Source organism: Massilimicrobiota sp. An134 (assembly GCF_002160815.1).
GTDB lineage: Bacteria > Bacillota_I > Bacilli_A > Erysipelotrichales > Coprobacillaceae > Allocoprobacillus > Allocoprobacillus merdigallinarum.
On the sequence record NZ_NFLH01000001.1, the window covers coordinates 67,085 to 85,316 of the forward strand.

Genomic DNA, 18,232 nt, shown 5'->3' on the forward strand with positions numbered 1-18,232 from the left:
GAGGAAAATCATGATAAATTTATTTGAAGTTAATGAAACAAATAAGATGATTGAACAGGAAAACTTAGATGTCCGCACTATTACAATTGGGATTAGTTTACTTGATTGTATTGATGCTAATATAGATACTTTATGTCAAAATATTTATCATAAAATTACAAGTGTTGCTGAACATTTAGTTGAAACTGGAGAAAATATTGAAAAAAAATATGGGATTCCTATTGTTAATAAAAGAATTTCTGTAACTCCAATTGGTCTTATTGGTGCATCTGTATGTCAATCAACAGATGATTTTGTCAAAATCGCTAAAACTTTAGATCGTTGTGCTAAAAAAGTTGGTGTGAATTTTATCGGTGGTTACAGTGCGATTGTTTCTAAGGGAATGACACCTGCTGAAAAATTATTAATTCAATCTATTCCTCAAGCTATGAAAGAAACTGAATTGGTATGTAGTTCAGTAAACGTAGGATCTACAAAAACGGGAATTAATATGGATGCAGTTAAATTAATAGGGGAAATCATCAAAGAAACTGCTGAATTAACAAAAAAACAAGATTCTATTGGGTGTGCAAAATTTGTTGTTTTTTGTAATGCACCTGATGATAATCCTTTTATGGCTGGAGCTTTTCATGGAGTCAGTGAAGCTGATGCTATTATTAATGTGGGTGTCAGTGGTCCTGGTGTTGTAAGAAAAGCAATTCAAACAGCTAAAGGAAAAGATTTTGGAGAATTATGCGAAATTGTTAAAAAAACTGCTTTTAAAATTACACGTGTTGGACAATTAGTCGCTAGAGAAGCTTCTGCAGCTTTAAATATTCCTTTTGGAATTATTGATTTATCATTAGCCCCAACACCGGCAGTTGGTGATAGTATTGCCGACTGTTTAACAGAAATGGGCTTAGAAAGAGTAGGGGCTCCTGGAACAACAGCTGCTCTAGCTATTTTAAATGATCAGGTTAAAAAAGGTGGTGTTATGGCATCTTCATATGTTGGTGGACTTTCTGGAGCGTTTATCCCTGTCAGTGAAGATCAAGGTATGATTGATGCTGTTGAAGCTGGTGCCTTAACATTGGAAAAATTAGAGGCTATGACATGCGTATGTTCAGTTGGTTTAGATATGATTGCGATTCCAGGGAAAACATCAGCAAAAACAATTTCTGGAATTATTGCAGATGAAATGGCTATTGGTATGATTAATCAAAAAACAACTGCAGTACGTATTATTCCTGTTATAGGTAAAGATGTTGGTGAAAAAGTAGAATTTGGTGGTTTATTGGGATATGCACCTATCATGCCTGTCAATCCATTCTCATGTGATGAATTTATTGATAGAGGTGGACGTATTCCTGCTCCTATCCACAGTTTTAAAAATTAACAAAAAGACGATTTTATCGTCTTTTTTTACAGAAAGGAGTTCAATTTATGATTAACGATCAGCTTATAGTCTATAATAATATATCTCAGGATGATGTTGTTTTAAAATGTTTATCTTTTATTGATGATGATGCATCTATTGATGAATCAGAATTTATTGCTAGTCTTCTTGTTTTAGCTGAAAAATATGAATTAAATGGACAATTATTTCAAAGTCTATTAACGCATTTATTAGCTTATCATGAAAATACATTCACATTGGCATTAGAAAGAAAAAAAGACATCTCTGTTTCTTTAAAAAAAGTAGTTTGTCATGATTTTGAAATCATTTACAATCTTTATCATTATGATTTTTCTTATCTTAATTCTTTATATAAAGATTTATTTTTTGACTTTCAAAACAGTTCTACGATTATCAATCAAGAAATTTTTGATGTATTAACAAATTTACAAACTCAGCTTTCTCAAAGCACATCAGTGGAAGAGTTTTATCAAATATTATATAATCATTATTATCAGTATGGTGTTGGAAAATATGGATTAAATAAAGCCTTTCGATATTTGAATAATCAAATTATACCAATTGATCATATTGGCAATAATACACTTGAACAATTAATTGGTTATGAAAGTCAAAAAGAACGCTTAATAGCAAATACTGAAGCATTTTTAAAAGGTCAAAAAGCCAACAATGTTTTACTTTATGGCGATAGTGGGACAGGAAAGTCAAGTAGTATTAAAGCTTTATTGAATCGTTATTATAAACAAGGTTTAAGAATGGTTGAAGTCTATAAACATCAATTTATATCATTGCCTCAAATTATTAATGAATTACAAAATAGAAATTATCGTTTTATCATTTTTATGGATGATTTGTCTTTTGAAGAATTTGAAGTTGAATATAAATATTTAAAAGCCGTTATTGAAGGTGGTCTTGAAAAGAAACCTGATAATATTTTAATTTATGCAACAAGTAATCGTAGACATTTAATCAAAGAAACATGGAATGATCGTAATCATGATCAGGAAATTAATAATAACGATGCTATGCAGGAAAAATTATCTTTAGTATCTCGATTTGGTGTTCAAATCATGTATATTCATCCAGATAAACAACATTATTTAGATATTATTGATGCATTAGCTAAGACTTATCATTTAACAATGCCAACTGAACAACTACATGAATTAGCATTACAGTGGGAAATAAGAAATGGAGGTTTTTCAGGAAGAACAGCAAAACAGTTTATTCATATGCTGCTTTCTCAACAATCATGAAACAATTAAAATTAGAAGATTATGCAATTATTCAACCGTATTTAGAAAAAGCCAATTATGAAGGATATAACTCCAATTTTGTCACAATGATGATGTGGAATCATGAGTATCATATACAATATGAAATACATGATAACTTTCTTATTATGCTGCATCATTATAAAAACATTTATTTTTGGGCTATGCCTTTTACGACACCCGAATTTTATCAGGAAGCTTTAGATTACATGATTAAATATAGCCATCAACATGGTTTTCCTTTTATGATTGATTGTGCTATTGAAAGTTTTGTTTCAACACTTCAAAAAAATGATTATTCGCATCAATTCCTTTTTGAAAGGACACCATTTAATGATGATTATATCTATGATAAAGATATGCTTCAAACTTTAGCTGGTAAGAAAATGCAAAAAAGACGTAATCATTACAATGCTTTTCTTAAAGCTTATCCTGATTATGAATATCGTGATTTGGATATAGTCAAAGATTTCGATATCATTTTTACATGTCTAAATAGATGGGAAGGGGGAAAGGATAATTTAAGTGAATCAATGACAAGTGAAGTTAGAGGAATCATGTCATTGCTTTCCTCAAAGCATCTTTTACCATTTCATATTGGAGGAATTTTTATCCATAACCAATTAGAAGCTTTTATTATTGCTTCAAAACTCAATCATTCTACTATTCAAATACACGTTGAAAAAGCAAATAAAGATATTAGAGGATTATATCCTGCTATATTAAAAGAACTATTAGAACATCATTTTCAAAATGAAAAATGGGTAAATAGGGAAGAAGATATGGGTCTAGAAAATTTAAGACGATCAAAGCAATCATTACATCCTGTTAAGATGATTCATAAATATCGTATTTATGAAAATCAGACAATAATTGAAAAAGCAAATGATCATGATTTAGAAGATATTAAAAAACTATGGCTACAATGTTTCGAAGATGAAACAGAAGAATCAACAAACTATTATTTTCAAGAGCTTTATCATAAAGAAAATACTTTTGTACTTAAAAATGATAATCGTATTTTATCTGCTTTACAAATCGTTCCAATGTCTATTATGAAAAATAAGAAGCCAGAAGAATGTTATTTTATATTAGGTGTGTGTACACATCCATATTTTCAAAAACAAGGCTTAATGAAGCAACTTCTATATTTTGTTTTGAGTAAATACACAAATAAAACGATTTATCTGCAAGCTTATCATCCTGAAATTTATCGACCTTTTGGATTTCATGCATCACATTATCATCAGGTTATTGAGATTGATAAAAATATGTTGGAAAATTATTCTGATTTGAAAATAAGTCAGCAATATGATTTGTTAGAAAAATATTATCATCAATTTGTTAGTCATTTTGATGAATATCGTATTCGTAGTCATGAATACTGGCAACTTTTAAGAAAAAGATGTGAAAGTTTCAATGATCAAATCCTTATATTTGAAGATTTAGGCTATTTTATATATCATGAAGATGATGAAAGTATTTATATAAGTGAAGCCATCTATTTCAATCAAAATAATCTTTTACAAATGTTGTCATATTTTAAGAAATCTTCTAAAAAGTTAATTCTTGAATGTGATATGACTGTAAATTTAAACTGTGAAAGTAAATATATCATTACAATGATGAGCAATACGCTTCAAAAAGATAGAATAGAATCTAATAAATATATTAATGAAGTGTACTAATGAAGAAGCTAAAATGCTTCTTTTTTTATAAAAAAATACTGATTTTCAATTATCAATAATACAAAGGAAAATAAATATATCGTGTTATAATAGATATAAGATAAATTGTAAACGGATTTAATAATTCCATTTATTATGATTGATTTTGTAAAAATTTTATGAAGAAAAATCCAAAAAATCAATGTATTATTTAGATATAGAATATCTATATCAATATAAATAAAGATAAATGGGAATTTGCTCATAAATATGCAGGGATGCAGGGGAGTCATATTTAAAAACATAATAAAAAGTCTTATAAATCAGTAATAAGACTTTTTAAAAGTATATACAACTTCGTATAATATATATTATGTGAATTTTATAAGAATATTGAAACAAAAGAATATGTACTTATAGCCAAAACTATGGTAATCAATATAAGAATATATATCATGAGATGAGAAGACATTTTTTTATACTGTTGAAATGCAGCTAAAAAAGAACAAGTATACAATATCATTGCGATGATATAATTTGTTATAATGACAAAATGATTATCTAAAGACAAAGCAAAAATATATAACAAAGCACCAATAAGAGTACCTCCTAAAGTTATCATAATGCCATGTCTAGTGTCCTGTGAATTCATAATAGATTTCTCCTAGATGATTTGATTTAATATAGATGATCCTATACCAGGATTTTCAACATCAAAATTATCTGCAATGGTTGCTCCAATGACTGCATAGCTTTTTAACAGTCCTAAATGTTTAGGCATTTGTAAAGACTTGCTATAAATGATAAGTGGAACATTTTCGCGTGTATGATCTGTTCCTTTGTATGTTGGATCATTTCCATGATCAGCAGTAATCATTAACAAATCATCACTATTTAAACAATATAATAATTCTTCTAACTGATGATCAAATTCAACAATGGCTTGTCCATATCCTTCAGGATTTCTTCGATGTCCATAAACAGCATCAAAATCTACTAAATTTAAGAAAGCTAATCCACGAAAATCTTCTTTCGCAATTTCTATTGTTTTTTCCATACCATCATGATTAGAAACAGTTTTAACTTTACGTGTAATACCTTGATCAACAAATATATCTGGTATTTTACCAATTCCAATGACTTCAATTTGATTTTCTTTAAGACTATCTAAAACAGTTTTACCAAATGGTTTTAACGCTAAATCATGACGATTAGCTGTTCTTACGAATTCACCTTTCTTTTTACCAACAAATGGTCTGGCAATGATGCGTCCGACTTTCCATCTGTCATCCATTGCAATTTCTCTAGCAATTTCACACGCTTTATATAATTCTTCAAGAGGTATAATTTCTTCATTAGCAGCAATTTGAAATACTGAATCTGCTGATGTATAAACAATCCAATCACCAGTTTTTATCTGATGTTCACCCCAGTCATCAAGTATTTTTGTGCCACTTTCAGCATAATTTCCAACACATTTACGACCTGTTTTTTCTTCAAATAGATCAATGAATTCTTTTGGAAATCCTGTTTCAGTGAATGTTTTAAAAGGTTTGGTAATATGTAATCCCATCATTTCCCAATGTCCAGTCATTGTATCTTTACCATTGGAAACTTCTTCAAGTCTCGCAGTATAAGCTAATTGATTTTTTAGAGCATGAATACCTTGAAATTGACCAATATTTCCTAAACCCATTCCTTCTAAACAAGGAACATCTAGCCCCCCTACTTTTTCGCAGATATGACCTAAAGTATTTGCACCAACATCATCAAATTGTGCAGCATCATGTGCATCTCCTATACCTAATGAATCTAACACTATTAAAAATACACGTTTATATTTTTCCATTTTTCTTGTTCCTTTCTTGCATTCTAGGATGTAATTGACGATAATCCTCAATTGCTTTATTTTGTGATACATGTGTATAGATAGTTGTTGTTGAAATATCACTATGCCCTAGCATTTCCTGAATTGAACGTAAATCAGCATCATGTTCTAATAAATGTGTCGCAAAAGTATGGCGTAAAGTATGAGGACTTATATGTTTCATTAAACCACTATTTTTCACTAAATGTTCAAGAATATGATAAAAATCATCTCTCGTCATTACTTTTCCATTTTGAGTTAAAAAAAGATAAGGTGTTGTTCCTTTTTTGCAAAGTTCATCACGGTACTTTTCAATATATTCTTTGAGTAGAAGTCCACAACTTTTATTCATTGGAATAATTCTTTCTTTATTTCCTTTTCCAACACATCTAACAAATCCTTTTTGAATATTCACACTTTGCAAAGTTAATGAACACATTTCACTCACACGCAAACCACATCCATATAAAACTTCTACCATACAACGATTTCGTGATGAAATGGCATCTTTTACAACAATAGAATTTAATAATTGAAACATTTCTTCTTCACTTAAAACCTGTGGCAGATATTTTTTACGCTTTGGCATTTCAAAAGAACTCATTATATTTTGAGAAACAATTTTTTCTTTAATGAGAAATTGATAAAACTGTCTTAAAGATATCATATGACGATCAATAGTTGCATCACTTAATTTTTGACGCATTGTTTTTAAGTATGAATATACATGATCCTTGTTTACATCCTCGATATATTGAATTTCATATATCTTAAAAACATAATCCAAAAAATGTTTAATATCTCTTTGGTATGCATGAACAGTATGCTGACTATAATTTTTTTCAACAATCATATACTCTCGATATTCCAACATAGCATCTTTACATTTCAAAATACATCACCATTGCTATTATAACAATTTTTATCAAAAAAAACTACTAAAGTCACTTCTAAAATAAAGGAACAATATATAATCGAAAAGCTAATGAACATGTGAGTACAATCAATGAGGCAATAATAAAATTAAGTCGATAATTTAAAATACTTTTGATATTAAAATTCTGTTCGATATAAAAATTAACTAATGTCACATAACTAGATATATATAGGCCAATATAAACAATAATTGAAACTATGATGATTTCAAAAAGAATTTCACATAACATTAAAATAACCATAATTACATTCATTTGAACAACAGATAAAACATATTGTAGAGAAAATGATATTTGTAATCCTTTTAAAAAAGTTATAAATAACAAACCTAATTGTCCTACATAACTCGTACTTAAATATGTACAAATAAAAATCAATAATCCACTTTGAATAATATATAATTGGTAATGATTTGTATAACTTTCAATATTTAAATAAAATAAATAATGGAAAAACTTTTGTATAGGTTCCTGTGTATGCGTATACTGATAAAATCCAAATAAAAAACCTATTAATCCAGTAACCCCAATTGCAATAAGTATATATTTTTTATTTTGAATAAAACGCTGTAAAAAAACACTCATGTTATCACCTCTGTAAAGCATATGAGCGTTCTTTTAAATTATTCATTATTTTTGAGATACTTTTTTTGAATTTCATCATCTTCAATAAGTGAGGATGCTTTCATAACTTTCATATCAGGAAAGTGTTCATTAAATTGATGAATAAACTGATCAGTTTGAGAATGATGAGATAGATGATTCCCTTGTTTACCAAATAAAGATAACTGTATATTTAAATCTTGAACATGAACAACATTATTTAAACTGACACCAACAAGACGTAAATTTTCACCATTATAAATACTTTCAAACAATAATAAAGCTGTCGCATAAATGATATCAAAATCATTTGTATATTGATCAATAATAGTTTGTTTTGTTTTTGATTTTTCTCGTGTATATTTAAGTGTAATAGAAATAGAATTAGATACAAGATCTCTTTTTTTGGCACGATTTGAAACTTCCTGTGATAAAGAATGAAAAACAGATTTAATGAATTCTTCATCATGACTATCATTTTCAAAAGTCGTTGAATTTCCAACTGATTTTAACTCATTCTTCTCATAATTGATTTTAGAGAAATCTTTGCCATTAGCTCTTTGATAAACAATAAATGTATTCTTTTGAAAAATAGTTCTTATTTTTTCATAGTTTTCATATTTTGCCAAATCACCAATAGTATAAATTCCCATTTGCTGTAATTTTGGAACAGTCTTTTTCCCAATTCCATGCATATCCCCTACAGGTAAATGCCAAAGTTTTTCTTTAAAATTACGATTTGTAATCATGGTTATCCCCATTGGTTTTTTCATATCACTGGCCATTTTAGCAAGAAATTTATTAGGCGCAACACCAATAGAACATTGTAATTTTAAAGTTTTAAAAACATGATTTTGAATGTCTTTAGCGGCCTGATATGGATGGATATGCTGATGTTGAATATATTCTGTCATATCAACATAGCACTCATCAATACTTGCGACTTCAAGTTTTTTTGAAAAAGATGAGATAAGCTCAAAAAATTGTTGAGATAGAGTTTTATATAGTTGAAAATGAGGTGGAACAGTAATCAATTGAGGACATAGTTCTTTTGCTTGAAATAAAGGCATTGCTGAATGAATTCCATATTTTCTTGCTTCGTAAGAGGCAGTTGTAATAATGCTGCGACGTGACTCACGACAGACAACAATAGGTTTTCCTTCTAAATCAGGATTTTGAGAGATTTCGGCACTTGCAAAAAATGCATTCAAATCAATATGAAAAATAATTTGCAAAGAAATCACCTCAACTTTCATAACTATTTTAACATATAGTTTTTATAATTATAAAGACTTTCTTTTTTTACATGATCAGTTTTATGTGCTAATCTTAATTTATCAGCAATCATTGCAATAAATTCTGAATTTGTTGGTTTCGCTTTAACAGCCGAAACAGTGTAACCAAATATATCATCAATAGCATCTGTATTTCCCCTATTCCATGCGACTTCAATAGCATGTCTAATAGCTCTTTCTACACGAGATGAAGTTGTATTATACATTCTTGCTATATCTGGATATAAAACTTTTGTAACCTGACCAAGAATTTCAATATTATAATATGTTGTTAAAATAGCTGTTCTTAAGTACATATAACCTTTAATATGCGCAGGTATGCCAACTTCATGTAAAATTTCTGTGATTTCATTTTCAATCTTCACTTTTTTATATTTTTCAGATTCATCCTGATCCATTAAATCTGTTTTTTGGAATTCAGTAGCAGTAATATATAGTGTTGATTGAATAAAGTGTTGAATATCAAAAGGATATTTAAAGCAATAAGTGACACCAAGTTCTTCTAACATATTGCAAATTGTCTGATTTGTAAATTGGGTAATACAGATAACTTTTTGAAAAGATTGTTTATTCATTTCTTTTAGTTTTTTTAAAACGCCAATGCCATCAATTTCAGATAACATCAGATCAATAATTAATAAATCACAAGTTCTTTGATTAAAGAAATTTAAACAATCAATACCATTTTGTGCCGTTCCAACAACAGTCATTTTATTTGTTTTTTCTAAATTATATTTTATATTTTCCAATAACTCTGGTTGTTCGATAGCAATAAATGTTTTCATAATTTCCAATTTTCCCTTTCGATTTCTTCTCATCAGCAAATTTATTATATATGTGTCAAATTCATATTCCTAGTCTTTATACAAAAAATAAATGTGAAAAAATGAATTTATATCTATTCGTCAAAATTTTCACTGCTTTTTTCGACATAAAGTTTGTTAAAAAGTCTAATCGTGTTGAAATAAGAAAAAGAGAATCTAGCAGGATTCTCTTTCTATTTGTCGTTTTTAAGCATCCAATCAATATATAATCCATAACCTTGATGAACATTGTTTATGTCAACATGTGTTACACATCCAATGAGTTTATTGTTTTGAATGATAGGTGAACCACTCATTCCTTGAACAATACCATTTGTTAATGACAGAACTTCTTCATCTGTTATTTCGAAAGTTATACCCTTTACATCAGGTTCGTTTTGTTTCTTTAAATCAGTGATGCGAATTGAACAACGACTGACTTCGTGACCATTGAGAACAGTTAAAAAATAAGCTTCTCCCAATTCAATCTCATCCATAGAAGCTGTTGAAATTGTTTGAAGTTGATCAGAAAGATTTGTATATTGGCCATAAATACCATAATTATTATTTTCATACAATCTTCCTATTTCAATAGAACCGATTTCAGCAATTTTTTCTCCTGGATTTCCATTTTGAGAAGGGTTTATTTTTTTAACATACGAATTATAAACTGTTCCATTTTTAATCGTTGTATCACTTGATAATGAAGTATCATACATCATATGTCCTAATGCTCCAAAGTGATGTGTTTCAGGGTTATAATACGTCATCGTCCCTATGCCAGTTAAACCATCCTGAACATAAAGTCCAGTCGTAAATTGATCATCTTTTTTTTGAAATTTCAATTCTTTTTTTATGGTCTTATTCTGACGTTTTAAGGTTAACATAATTTTTTGATTCTTTTCTACACTGTTTTTAACAGATTCCATTAACTCTGAAATAGATTCTACATTCTGCTGATTCACTTGCGTAATTAAATCACCAGACTGATAGCCATCACTTGCTGGATTATAAGGACGATTGTCAATAGAAATATCATAAGTTCCAGTAATCATAACACCTTCATAATCAAGCTCGATCCCTATTGATTGACCACCTAGAATAACATCTGCTGCAAAGACTTGAAAGGATGGGAATACTAATGAAACGACAGTGATGAGTGATATACTCAACTTTTTAAAAAGCAAAGCATATACACCTCCTTGTAATCAAATTGATTACATTTTATTTTGGCATATATGCTTTATTTTATGCATCTAATAATTTTTTAGCATTTGCTATAGCTTCTTGAGTCATAGTTTCACCAGATAACATTTTTGCAATTTCTATAATTTTTTGGTTAGAATCTAGAAGATGAATAGAAGTGATAGTTTCATCATCAGTTGATTTTTTTTCAATACAATAATGATAATCTGCTAAAGCTGCAACTTGAGGTAAATGAGTAATACAAATAACCTGTTTTTTTAAAGCTGTTTTTTTCATTTTCTCACCAATTTTCGTTGCTACTTTTCCACTGACACCAGTGTCAATTTCATCAAAAATAATAGTATCAATACTGTTATATTCTAAAATTGTTGTTTTTATTGCTAACATTATACGTGAAATTTCTCCCCCACTTGCTGTTTCGTTTAAAAGGCTTAAATCTTGTCCCTGATTGATAGAAACCATAAATTGTACATCAGTACATCCTAGTGGCTGAAGCATTAGAGATTCTTTTATTTGAACTTTAAAAATAGCTTTATCTAAATATAAGTCTTGGAGTTCTTGATGAATATCAGCTTCAAATTTTTTAGCATATTTTTTACGTATATGATGCATTTGCATTGCGATATCTTTTGTTTTCTTTTCTTGTTGCTGAAGCTTATTTTGAAGCTGTAAAATATATTCTTCTCTATTTTCAATAGTTTGAATTTTTTGTATTAATTCATCATGATATTCCTGAATATTTTGCATTGTAAAACCATATTTTCTTTTTAATCTATTGACTTTAAATAAAATGTCTTGAAGTTCATTAAAACGATATTCATCAAAATGAAAAGAACGATATGTATCCAGTATATTTTCTGTAATATCTAATAAGTTATAATAAAGATTTTGTATACTTTCTACAGGTTCCTCAAACTCTTGATAAGAAGATAATGATTGGATTTCATAAGTAGCCTCTTTTAATTTTGGTAAAACACCTTGACCATTATTCATAAGTTGTTCAAAATTTTGAATACATGCATTCATTTTCTCATAATTTTGTAATATTTTTAATTCTTCTTCAAAACGATCTATTTCATCATCTGTATAACTGACTTCTTCAATTTCTTTTAATTGACTTTTTAAAAAATCAAGCTGTTCATCTGACATATCTTCTTGAATAGTTTGATTCAAATGTTGTTGTATATCTTTATATTGTTGAAATTGAGTTTGATAATCTAAGAAAAGATCTTGTAGCTCATCTTTTGCATATTCATCCAATAAAAGGATATGATTTTTTTGAGCAAAAAGTTTTTGTGTTTCAAATTGAGAATGAATATCAATCAAATAAGGCATTAATAATTTTAAAGCATTATGAGTAGATGATTGATAATTGATTTTAACTTGACTCTTACCATTACTTTGAATATTTTTTGTAATAATAAATTCGTCATCAGCTTCTATATGTAATTGCTGACATATGGCTTCTAGTTGAGGTGTTACAGTCACATCAAAAACACCTTCAATGACAGCTTCTGAACATCCTTTTTTGACAAATGAAGCGGAAGAGCGGTTACCACATAATTGTCCAATAGCATCAATCACAATAGATTTTCCAGCTCCTGTTTCTCCAGTAATAACGCTCATTCCTTCTTGAAAATCAATTTTCATTTTATCAATAATAACAAATGATGAAACATATAAACTTTTTAACATGTATTTCACCTACCCTTTAAAATGGCTGTGTGCTTCTTCGACAACTTTATAAATATCTATATCTTTATCTACATTCTGACGATGAATAAAGCATCCTAAAAACTCAATATTCCCTTCTCCTCCAGTAATTGGCGAGTAAGTCAGTCCCTGTAAAGAAAATCCTTGTTCATGGGCATATGTAATAACTTCTTGAATGACTCTTTGATGAATTTCAGGTTGAGAAACAATTCCATGTTTTCCTACATCTTCTCTGCCAGCCTCAAATTGTGGTTTAATTAAAGCTACACAATATGAATCCTTTTTTAAAATCTGAGATAAAGCAGGAAAGATATGTTTTAACGAAATAAACGAAACATCAATACTCGCAAAATCCGGTTGACCATATTGAAATAAATCCATTGTAGCATATCGAAAGTTTGTTTGTTCTAAAACGTGAACACGAGGATCATTTCTTAATTTCCAGACTAACTGATTTGTTCCAACATCTAATGCATAAACCTCTCTAGCACCATGTTGTAAAGCACAATCTGTAAATCCTCCTGTAGAAGAACCAATATCAAGCATTAATAGATGATTTAAATCTAAATTAAAAATTTGAATAGCTTTTTCAAGCTTTAGTCCGCCACGTGATACATAAGGCAATTTTTCTCCTTTGATATACAAATGTGAATCAACTGGTATTTTAGTACCAGGTTTATCAATATAGTCATAATCATCACGAACGATTCCCGCCATTATAGCTCGCTTTGCCTTTTCGCGAGAATCAAATAATCCCTGTTCTACACAAAGAATATCAACTCTTTCCTTCTTCATCAAGTATCTCCTTTACTTTTTGTTTTAAATCATCTAAATGTATATGTTCTATTTTGAATAATGTGTCTAAATCTCCCTGAGGTGTGTAATGGTCATCAATTCCTATATAATCAATAGTCATAGGCATTTTCTTTCTTGAATAATAATGAGCAATAGATGCACCTAACGACCCAATCATCAAATCAGTTTCATAAACAAGTATATGTTGATGTGTTTGAGACAGTTCATCAAGAATATTTTCATCCATAGGTTTAATAAAACGTGCATTAATTAAATTAACTGGTAATTGTTCTGTCATAAGCCAATGAGCAACACGATCAACTTTTACATCATAAGTCATAATAGTTAAAGCATTCTGTGAATCAAAGATAATCTTTTCCCATGATCCTATACTTATCTCCTTATCTAAAGAAACATCTTTATCTTCAATATTCCCCTTTGGAAATCTGAGAATATATGGATGTTGAAAGTGACGAAAAACAGTATTTATCATCATTTTCATTTCAATAGCATCTTTAGGTGTCATAATAACAAGATTTGGAATAGATGAAAGAATACTCATATCAAAAACGCCATGATGTGTTTCACCATCTGCACCAACAAGTCCACTACGATCCACGCCTATGAGACATGGTAATTGCATTCTTGCAATATCATGGTTGATCTGATCATATGCACGCTGTAAAAAAGAAGAATAAATAGTAATAAATGGTTTCTTTTGAGCATTTGAAAGTCCAGCAGCAAAAGTCATAGCATGTTCTTCAGCAATACCTACATCAAAAGCACGATCAGGAAAAGTATCAAAAATATGACGCAGACAGCTTCCTGATATCATTGCTGGTGTAATTGTTACAATGTCCTGGTCTTCATACATCCATTTTTCAATATGTCTTGCAACAACTTCACTCCAGCTAATCATAGAACTTTCTTTTGAACGAATACCTTCACGATAATCAAATGGAGCAACACCATGATAAACTCCATAGTAATCATTTTCAGCAAGAGGGTATCCTTTTCCTTTTACAGTATGGACATGAACAACAACACTATGATCCATTTCAGATGCCAAACTCAAAGCATTAAAAAGATCATGAAAATCATGACCATTAATAGGTCCTATATAATCTAAACCAAATTCACCAAAAATATTATCATTAATAACATTGTTTTTTATTTGATCTTTCACTTTTTTTGTTATTTTATAAACTTTTTTTCCTAAATTTGATTTGCTCAAAAAAGAAATATAATTATTACGAGCGTTTTTATATTGCGTAGACATACGAATATCAGAAAAGAAATTACTTAAGCCACCAACATTTCTAGAAATAGACATATTATTATCATTAAGAATAATAATCACTTTAGAATCAACAGATCCAATATAATTAAGCGCCTCAAATGATTCCCCACTCATAAGTGCAGCATCACCTACAACACATATCATTTCACCTTGTTCGTGATTTAAATCTCTAGCAATAGCCATTCCAATAGCTGCTGATAATGCTGTTGATGAATGACCAGCTTCCCATACATCATGAATACTTTCTTTTTTCTTTTGAAAACCACTCAAACCATTATATTGTCTAAGTGTTGAAAATTGTGCAGCTCGTCCTGTCAATATTTTATGAACATAAGATTGATGTCCAACATCAAAAATGATTTTATCTAATGGTGAATCAAAAATATAGTGTAATGCAATTGTTAATTCAACAACCCCCAAATTACTAGAAAAATGTCCACCTGTTTCAGATACATGATGAATAATAAACGACCTGATTTGATCAGCCAGTTCTTCTAGTTCTTCAATATTTAATTGTTTTAAAAACTGAGGATTCTTGATTTGCTCAAGTTTCATTTAACTCACCCTTTTCAAAATTTTTATAAACAATTCTAAAATCAATCCATGATTAATTTGCATTGCATAAATTCTTTCATAACATTTTTGGAATAATTCTTCGATTTTTTTCTGTGAAGCTTCGACTCCTATCAAGCTTACATAAGTAGATTTATGATTTTCCAAATCACTTCCAACCTTTTTTCCTAACTCTTCAGTCGTCCCTGTAACATCTAAAATATCATCCTGAATTTGAAATGCTAAACCTAAGTCAAAACCTAGTTGTTTCCATGCATCAAGATCACTTTTTTTGGCGATACAGGCAGCCATTTGCATGCTAACTGAAATTAACTCTCCTGTTTTATGTTTATGGATATCTTCTAATTGAGATAAATCAGCTTTTCGATTTTCAAAATAAAGATCTTGTTGTTGCCCATAAATCATCCCATTAATTCCACTTGCCTGATACAAAAGATTAGTTAGTTGAACTTTTAAAGAATCATCAAGTGAAGTTGTTTGTAATATGATATTAACTCCTAAATTTAATAAAGCATCTCCAGCTAAAATAGCTGTAGCTTCATCAAATTCTTTATGACACGTTTTTCTTCCTCTTCTTAAATCATCATTATCCATACCAGGTAAATCATCATGAATAAGTGAATAAGTATGAATCATCTCAATTGCACATGCAACATCTAAATATTGATGGTAATCAAATTGATAAGCTCTTAACACTGTTAAAAATAAAATTGGACGCAAACGTTTACCAGGTGCCAATAAGGAATATAACATTGCATCCTTGACTCTTCCATCTTTCAATGGTTCACATAATTTCACTAAACGTTGGTTAATTTCTTCTTTCATTGTATCCATTGTATTATTCCCCATTCTTAAATTCTTTGAGCTTTCCATCTTCATATATTTGTGCGACTTTTTCTTGAATATTTTTTAGTTTTTCATCACAATATTTAGAAAGAGTAATACCTTCTTGAAATAAAGCTATGCTATCTTCTAATGCAATTTCATTATTTTCAAGTAAGCTTACAATTTCTTCTAAGCGCTTTATAGCTTCTTCGTATGTCATTGCTTCCATTTTCTCACCTACTTTATTTGTGCCTTTCTCATACCATCATAAAATTGTATATCAATAAGATCGTCTGTTTTTACATCATTTTGAGATTTTATAAGTTGATTATCCTTCTTTATTAAAGTATAACCTCTCTGCATAACTTTTAAAGGGCTTAAAGCATCAAGTTGGATAATCAATTGTTGGATTTTATAGTTTTGTTTTTGTATATTTTGATCCATTTTTTGCTTTAACTGTTTTTGATGATGTAAAAGCTGTTGTTCAACTTTCATATTTAATAACTTAAACTGATAAGAGAACTGATCTTGTAAATGTGTTAGACGTAATATCTCTTGTGAATAAAGAGCTTCTGGTGTTGTTAAAAAATAAGAATTTTTTAATCTATTTAATGTTTGTTGACAATTTTGAAGATAGTGGTTCATATCATGCACCAATTGTTGGGTTAATCCATTCAAATGTTTTTTTAATTCTTCCTGATCAGGCGTAGCGCTTACAGCTGCTGCTGTTGGAGTTGGACAACGCAAATCACTGACAAAATCGCATATTGTAAAATCTAATTCATGTCCAACGGCACTAATAATAGGCGTCTGGCATTGAAAAATAACACGGGCTAAAGCTTCTTCATTAAAGTTCCACAAATTCTCAATTGTACCACCACCACGTGTTATCACAATTAAATCAAAACCAATGCGATCTACATTTTGTAAAGTTTCGATAATTTTTAAATATGCATTTTTCCCTTGGACTGGAATTGGGAAAAAAATCAATCTTACAAAAGGGAAACGTGAATGTGCAATTTCAATAAAATCATGAACAGCATCTCCACTTTTAGCTGCTAAAATAGCGATAGATTTAGGAAAACGAGGTATAGGCTTTTTAAACTTTTCATCAAACAAGCCTTCTTTTGCTAATTTCTTTTTCAAATCTTCAAATGCTAGATATAACTTTCCTAGGCCATCCTGTTCAATTGATTGTACATATAACTGATATTCACCAGTGACTTCATAAACCGAAACACGGGCTCGTATATACACTTTCATTCCATTTTCCAATTGAAATTGAAGTTTTTTTGCTGCCGAAGAAAACATAACTGCTGAAATTCTTGAATGATCATCTTTTAAAGTGAAATAAAGATGACCACTAGGATGTGGTCTATAATTTGAAATTTCACCAGTAATATAGACATTATGCAAAGAAGCATCCTGATCAAATCTTGCTTTTATATATTTATTTAATGTATGTACACTAATATATTTTTTTGCATCCATTAAACAATATGTCCTAAAATACCATTAATGAATTTATAAGATTCGTCATCACAGAATTTCTTAGCATTAACAACAGCTTCATTAATCACAATTGTTTTAGGAAGATCGGATTCCAACAATTCACAAGCCGCAATTAATAAGATGGCTCTTTCCATAACGCTTAAACGTTCAAAAGTCCAACCTTTCTTTAAATGTTTTTCTAATAATTTTTGATAAGATTCTTTATTCTGTAATGTTGTTTCTACTAACCACAACGCAAATTTTAACGAATCTTCGCTTGTTGATAACTTTTCATTTTCTGATATATAAGTACGCATTTCATCAAGAGAAGTTCCTACTAATAAATTTTGATAAATACAAATCGTAGCTTGTTCTCTCGCTATTTTTCTATGTGTTTTTTCCATATAATTAAGTTGCCTCCACAATTTTCAAATATATTACATTTTACCACAATTATATATAAAAATAAACAAAAGAAAAGTAAGAAAT

17 protein-coding genes are annotated in these 18,232 nt (G+C 29.3%); 3 read left to right on the plus strand and 14 right to left on the minus strand.

Annotated features, from left to right (window positions below):
* The first annotated feature begins 10 nt into the window (after nucleotides 1-10).
* Genes B5E79_RS00430 through B5E79_RS00440 form a run of 3 tightly spaced genes read left to right on the plus strand, consistent with a single transcriptional unit; the run spans nucleotide 11 to nucleotide 4,358 of the window.
* A complete protein-coding gene (locus B5E79_RS00430; protein WP_087296574.1) occupies nucleotides 11-1,375 on the plus strand; it encodes a PFL family protein in 1,365 nt (454 codons plus the stop codon).
* Nucleotides 1,376-1,422: 47 nt separating this feature from the next.
* Complete coding sequence (locus tag B5E79_RS00435; RefSeq protein WP_087296575.1) at nucleotides 1,423-2,652, plus strand: ATP-binding protein; 1,230 nt, start codon at nucleotides 1,423-1,425, stop codon at nucleotides 2,650-2,652.
* Nucleotides 2,649-4,358: a GNAT family N-acetyltransferase gene (locus B5E79_RS00440; RefSeq protein ID WP_087296576.1), complete on the plus strand. Its 1,710-nt coding sequence runs from the start codon at nucleotides 2,649-2,651 to the stop codon at nucleotides 4,356-4,358. The genes B5E79_RS00435 and B5E79_RS00440 overlap by 4 nt, the downstream gene beginning before the upstream one ends.
* 361 nt (nucleotides 4,359-4,719) lie before the next feature.
* Here the strand turns inward: B5E79_RS00440 and B5E79_RS00445 are convergent, their stop codons facing one another.
* The 14 genes from B5E79_RS00445 to nusB all read right to left on the minus strand — a co-directional run bounded on the left by B5E79_RS00445 (nucleotide 4,720) and on the right by nusB (nucleotide 18,147).
* Nucleotides 4,720-4,989, minus strand: a complete 270-nt coding sequence (locus tag B5E79_RS00445; RefSeq protein WP_087296577.1) for a hypothetical protein — start codon at nucleotides 4,987-4,989, stop codon at nucleotides 4,720-4,722.
* A gap of 12 nt (nucleotides 4,990-5,001) precedes the next feature.
* Nucleotides 5,002-6,186, minus strand: coding sequence for a phosphopentomutase (locus B5E79_RS00450; protein WP_087244022.1), 1,185 nt, complete (start codon nucleotides 6,184-6,186; stop codon nucleotides 5,002-5,004).
* Nucleotides 6,173-7,096: a tyrosine recombinase gene (locus tag B5E79_RS00455; protein ID WP_087296578.1), complete on the minus strand. Its 924-nt coding sequence runs from the start codon at nucleotides 7,094-7,096 to the stop codon at nucleotides 6,173-6,175. Before B5E79_RS00455 ends, B5E79_RS00450 begins: the two co-directional genes overlap by 14 nt.
* 58 nt (nucleotides 7,097-7,154) lie before the next feature.
* Nucleotides 7,155-7,724, minus strand: coding sequence for a hypothetical protein (locus tag B5E79_RS00460; protein ID WP_087296579.1), 570 nt, complete (start codon nucleotides 7,722-7,724; stop codon nucleotides 7,155-7,157).
* A 38-nt stretch (nucleotides 7,725-7,762) separates the two neighbouring features.
* Nucleotides 7,763-8,986, minus strand: a complete 1,224-nt coding sequence (gene dinB / locus B5E79_RS00465) for a DNA polymerase IV (RefSeq protein WP_224762522.1) — start codon at nucleotides 8,984-8,986, stop codon at nucleotides 7,763-7,765.
* A 14-nt stretch (nucleotides 8,987-9,000) separates the two neighbouring features.
* Nucleotides 9,001-9,822 carry a sporulation transcription factor Spo0A gene (spo0A, locus tag B5E79_RS00470; RefSeq protein WP_087296664.1) on the minus strand — a complete coding sequence of 274 codons (822 nt, stop codon included), beginning with the start codon at nucleotides 9,820-9,822 and terminating at the stop codon, nucleotides 9,001-9,003.
* Between the two features lie 212 nt (nucleotides 9,823-10,034).
* A complete protein-coding gene (locus tag B5E79_RS00475) occupies nucleotides 10,035-11,027 on the minus strand; it encodes a SpoIVB peptidase S55 domain-containing protein (protein ID WP_087296581.1) in 993 nt (330 codons plus the stop codon).
* Between the two features lie 61 nt (nucleotides 11,028-11,088).
* Nucleotides 11,089-12,741, minus strand: a complete 1,653-nt coding sequence (gene recN, locus B5E79_RS00480; protein WP_087296582.1) for a DNA repair protein RecN — start codon at nucleotides 12,739-12,741, stop codon at nucleotides 11,089-11,091.
* Nucleotides 12,742-12,750: 9 nt separating this feature from the next.
* A complete protein-coding gene (locus tag B5E79_RS00485) occupies nucleotides 12,751-13,554 on the minus strand; it encodes a TlyA family RNA methyltransferase (protein ID WP_087244028.1) in 804 nt (267 codons plus the stop codon).
* Nucleotides 13,535-15,409, minus strand: coding sequence for a 1-deoxy-D-xylulose-5-phosphate synthase (dxs, locus tag B5E79_RS00490; RefSeq protein WP_087244029.1), 1,875 nt, complete (start codon nucleotides 15,407-15,409; stop codon nucleotides 13,535-13,537). Before dxs ends, B5E79_RS00485 begins: the two co-directional genes overlap by 20 nt.
* Nucleotides 15,410-16,261: a polyprenyl synthetase family protein gene (locus tag B5E79_RS00495; RefSeq protein WP_087296583.1), complete on the minus strand. Its 852-nt coding sequence runs from the start codon at nucleotides 16,259-16,261 to the stop codon at nucleotides 15,410-15,412.
* A 4-nt stretch (nucleotides 16,262-16,265) separates the two neighbouring features.
* Nucleotides 16,266-16,481, minus strand: coding sequence for an exodeoxyribonuclease VII small subunit (xseB, locus tag B5E79_RS00500; protein WP_087244031.1), 216 nt, complete (start codon nucleotides 16,479-16,481; stop codon nucleotides 16,266-16,268).
* 8 nt (nucleotides 16,482-16,489) lie between these two features.
* The gene (xseA, locus tag B5E79_RS00505) at nucleotides 16,490-17,743 is read right to left on the minus strand and encodes an exodeoxyribonuclease VII large subunit (protein WP_087296584.1); all 1,254 of its coding nucleotides are present in this window, start codon (nucleotides 17,741-17,743) and stop codon (nucleotides 16,490-16,492) included.
* Nucleotides 17,743-18,147: a transcription antitermination factor NusB gene (gene nusB / locus B5E79_RS00510; protein WP_087296585.1), complete on the minus strand. Its 405-nt coding sequence runs from the start codon at nucleotides 18,145-18,147 to the stop codon at nucleotides 17,743-17,745. The genes xseA and nusB overlap by 1 nt, the downstream gene beginning before the upstream one ends.
* Nucleotides 18,148-18,232 lie beyond the last annotated feature (85 nt).

Excerpts from the sequence above, each read along its gene's own strand:
- B5E79_RS00445 (WP_087296577.1), bottom strand. The coding sequence starts at position 4,989 with ATGAATTCACAGGACACTAGACATGGCATTATGATAACTTTAGGAGGT.
- B5E79_RS00435 (WP_087296575.1), top strand. The coding sequence starts at position 1,423 with ATGATTAACGATCAGCTTATAGTCTATAATAATATATCTCAGGATGAT.
- spo0A (WP_087296664.1), bottom strand. The coding sequence starts at position 9,822 with ATGAAAACATTTATTGCTATCGAACAACCAGAGTTATTGGAAAATATA.
- B5E79_RS00440 (WP_087296576.1), top strand. The coding sequence starts at position 2,649 with ATGAAACAATTAAAATTAGAAGATTATGCAATTATTCAACCGTATTTA.
- B5E79_RS00430 (WP_087296574.1), top strand. The coding sequence starts at position 11 with ATGATAAATTTATTTGAAGTTAATGAAACAAATAAGATGATTGAACAG.
- B5E79_RS00460 (WP_087296579.1), bottom strand. The coding sequence starts at position 7,724 with ATGAGTGTTTTTTTACAGCGTTTTATTCAAAATAAAAAATATATACTT.
- B5E79_RS00495 (WP_087296583.1), bottom strand. The coding sequence starts at position 16,261 with ATGGATACAATGAAAGAAGAAATTAACCAACGTTTAGTGAAATTATGT.
- B5E79_RS00485 (WP_087244028.1), bottom strand. The coding sequence starts at position 13,554 with ATGAAGAAGGAAAGAGTTGATATTCTTTGTGTAGAACAGGGATTATTT.
- dxs (WP_087244029.1), bottom strand. The coding sequence starts at position 15,409 with ATGAAACTTGAGCAAATCAAGAATCCTCAGTTTTTAAAACAATTAAAT.
- nusB (WP_087296585.1), bottom strand. The coding sequence starts at position 18,147 with ATGGAAAAAACACATAGAAAAATAGCGAGAGAACAAGCTACGATTTGT.
- xseB (WP_087244031.1), bottom strand. The coding sequence starts at position 16,481 with ATGGAAGCAATGACATACGAAGAAGCTATAAAGCGCTTAGAAGAAATT.
- recN (WP_087296582.1), bottom strand. The coding sequence starts at position 12,741 with ATGTTAAAAAGTTTATATGTTTCATCATTTGTTATTATTGATAAAATG.
- xseA (WP_087296584.1), bottom strand. The coding sequence starts at position 17,743 with ATGGATGCAAAAAAATATATTAGTGTACATACATTAAATAAATATATA.
- B5E79_RS00450 (WP_087244022.1), bottom strand. The coding sequence starts at position 6,186 with ATGGAAAAATATAAACGTGTATTTTTAATAGTGTTAGATTCATTAGGT.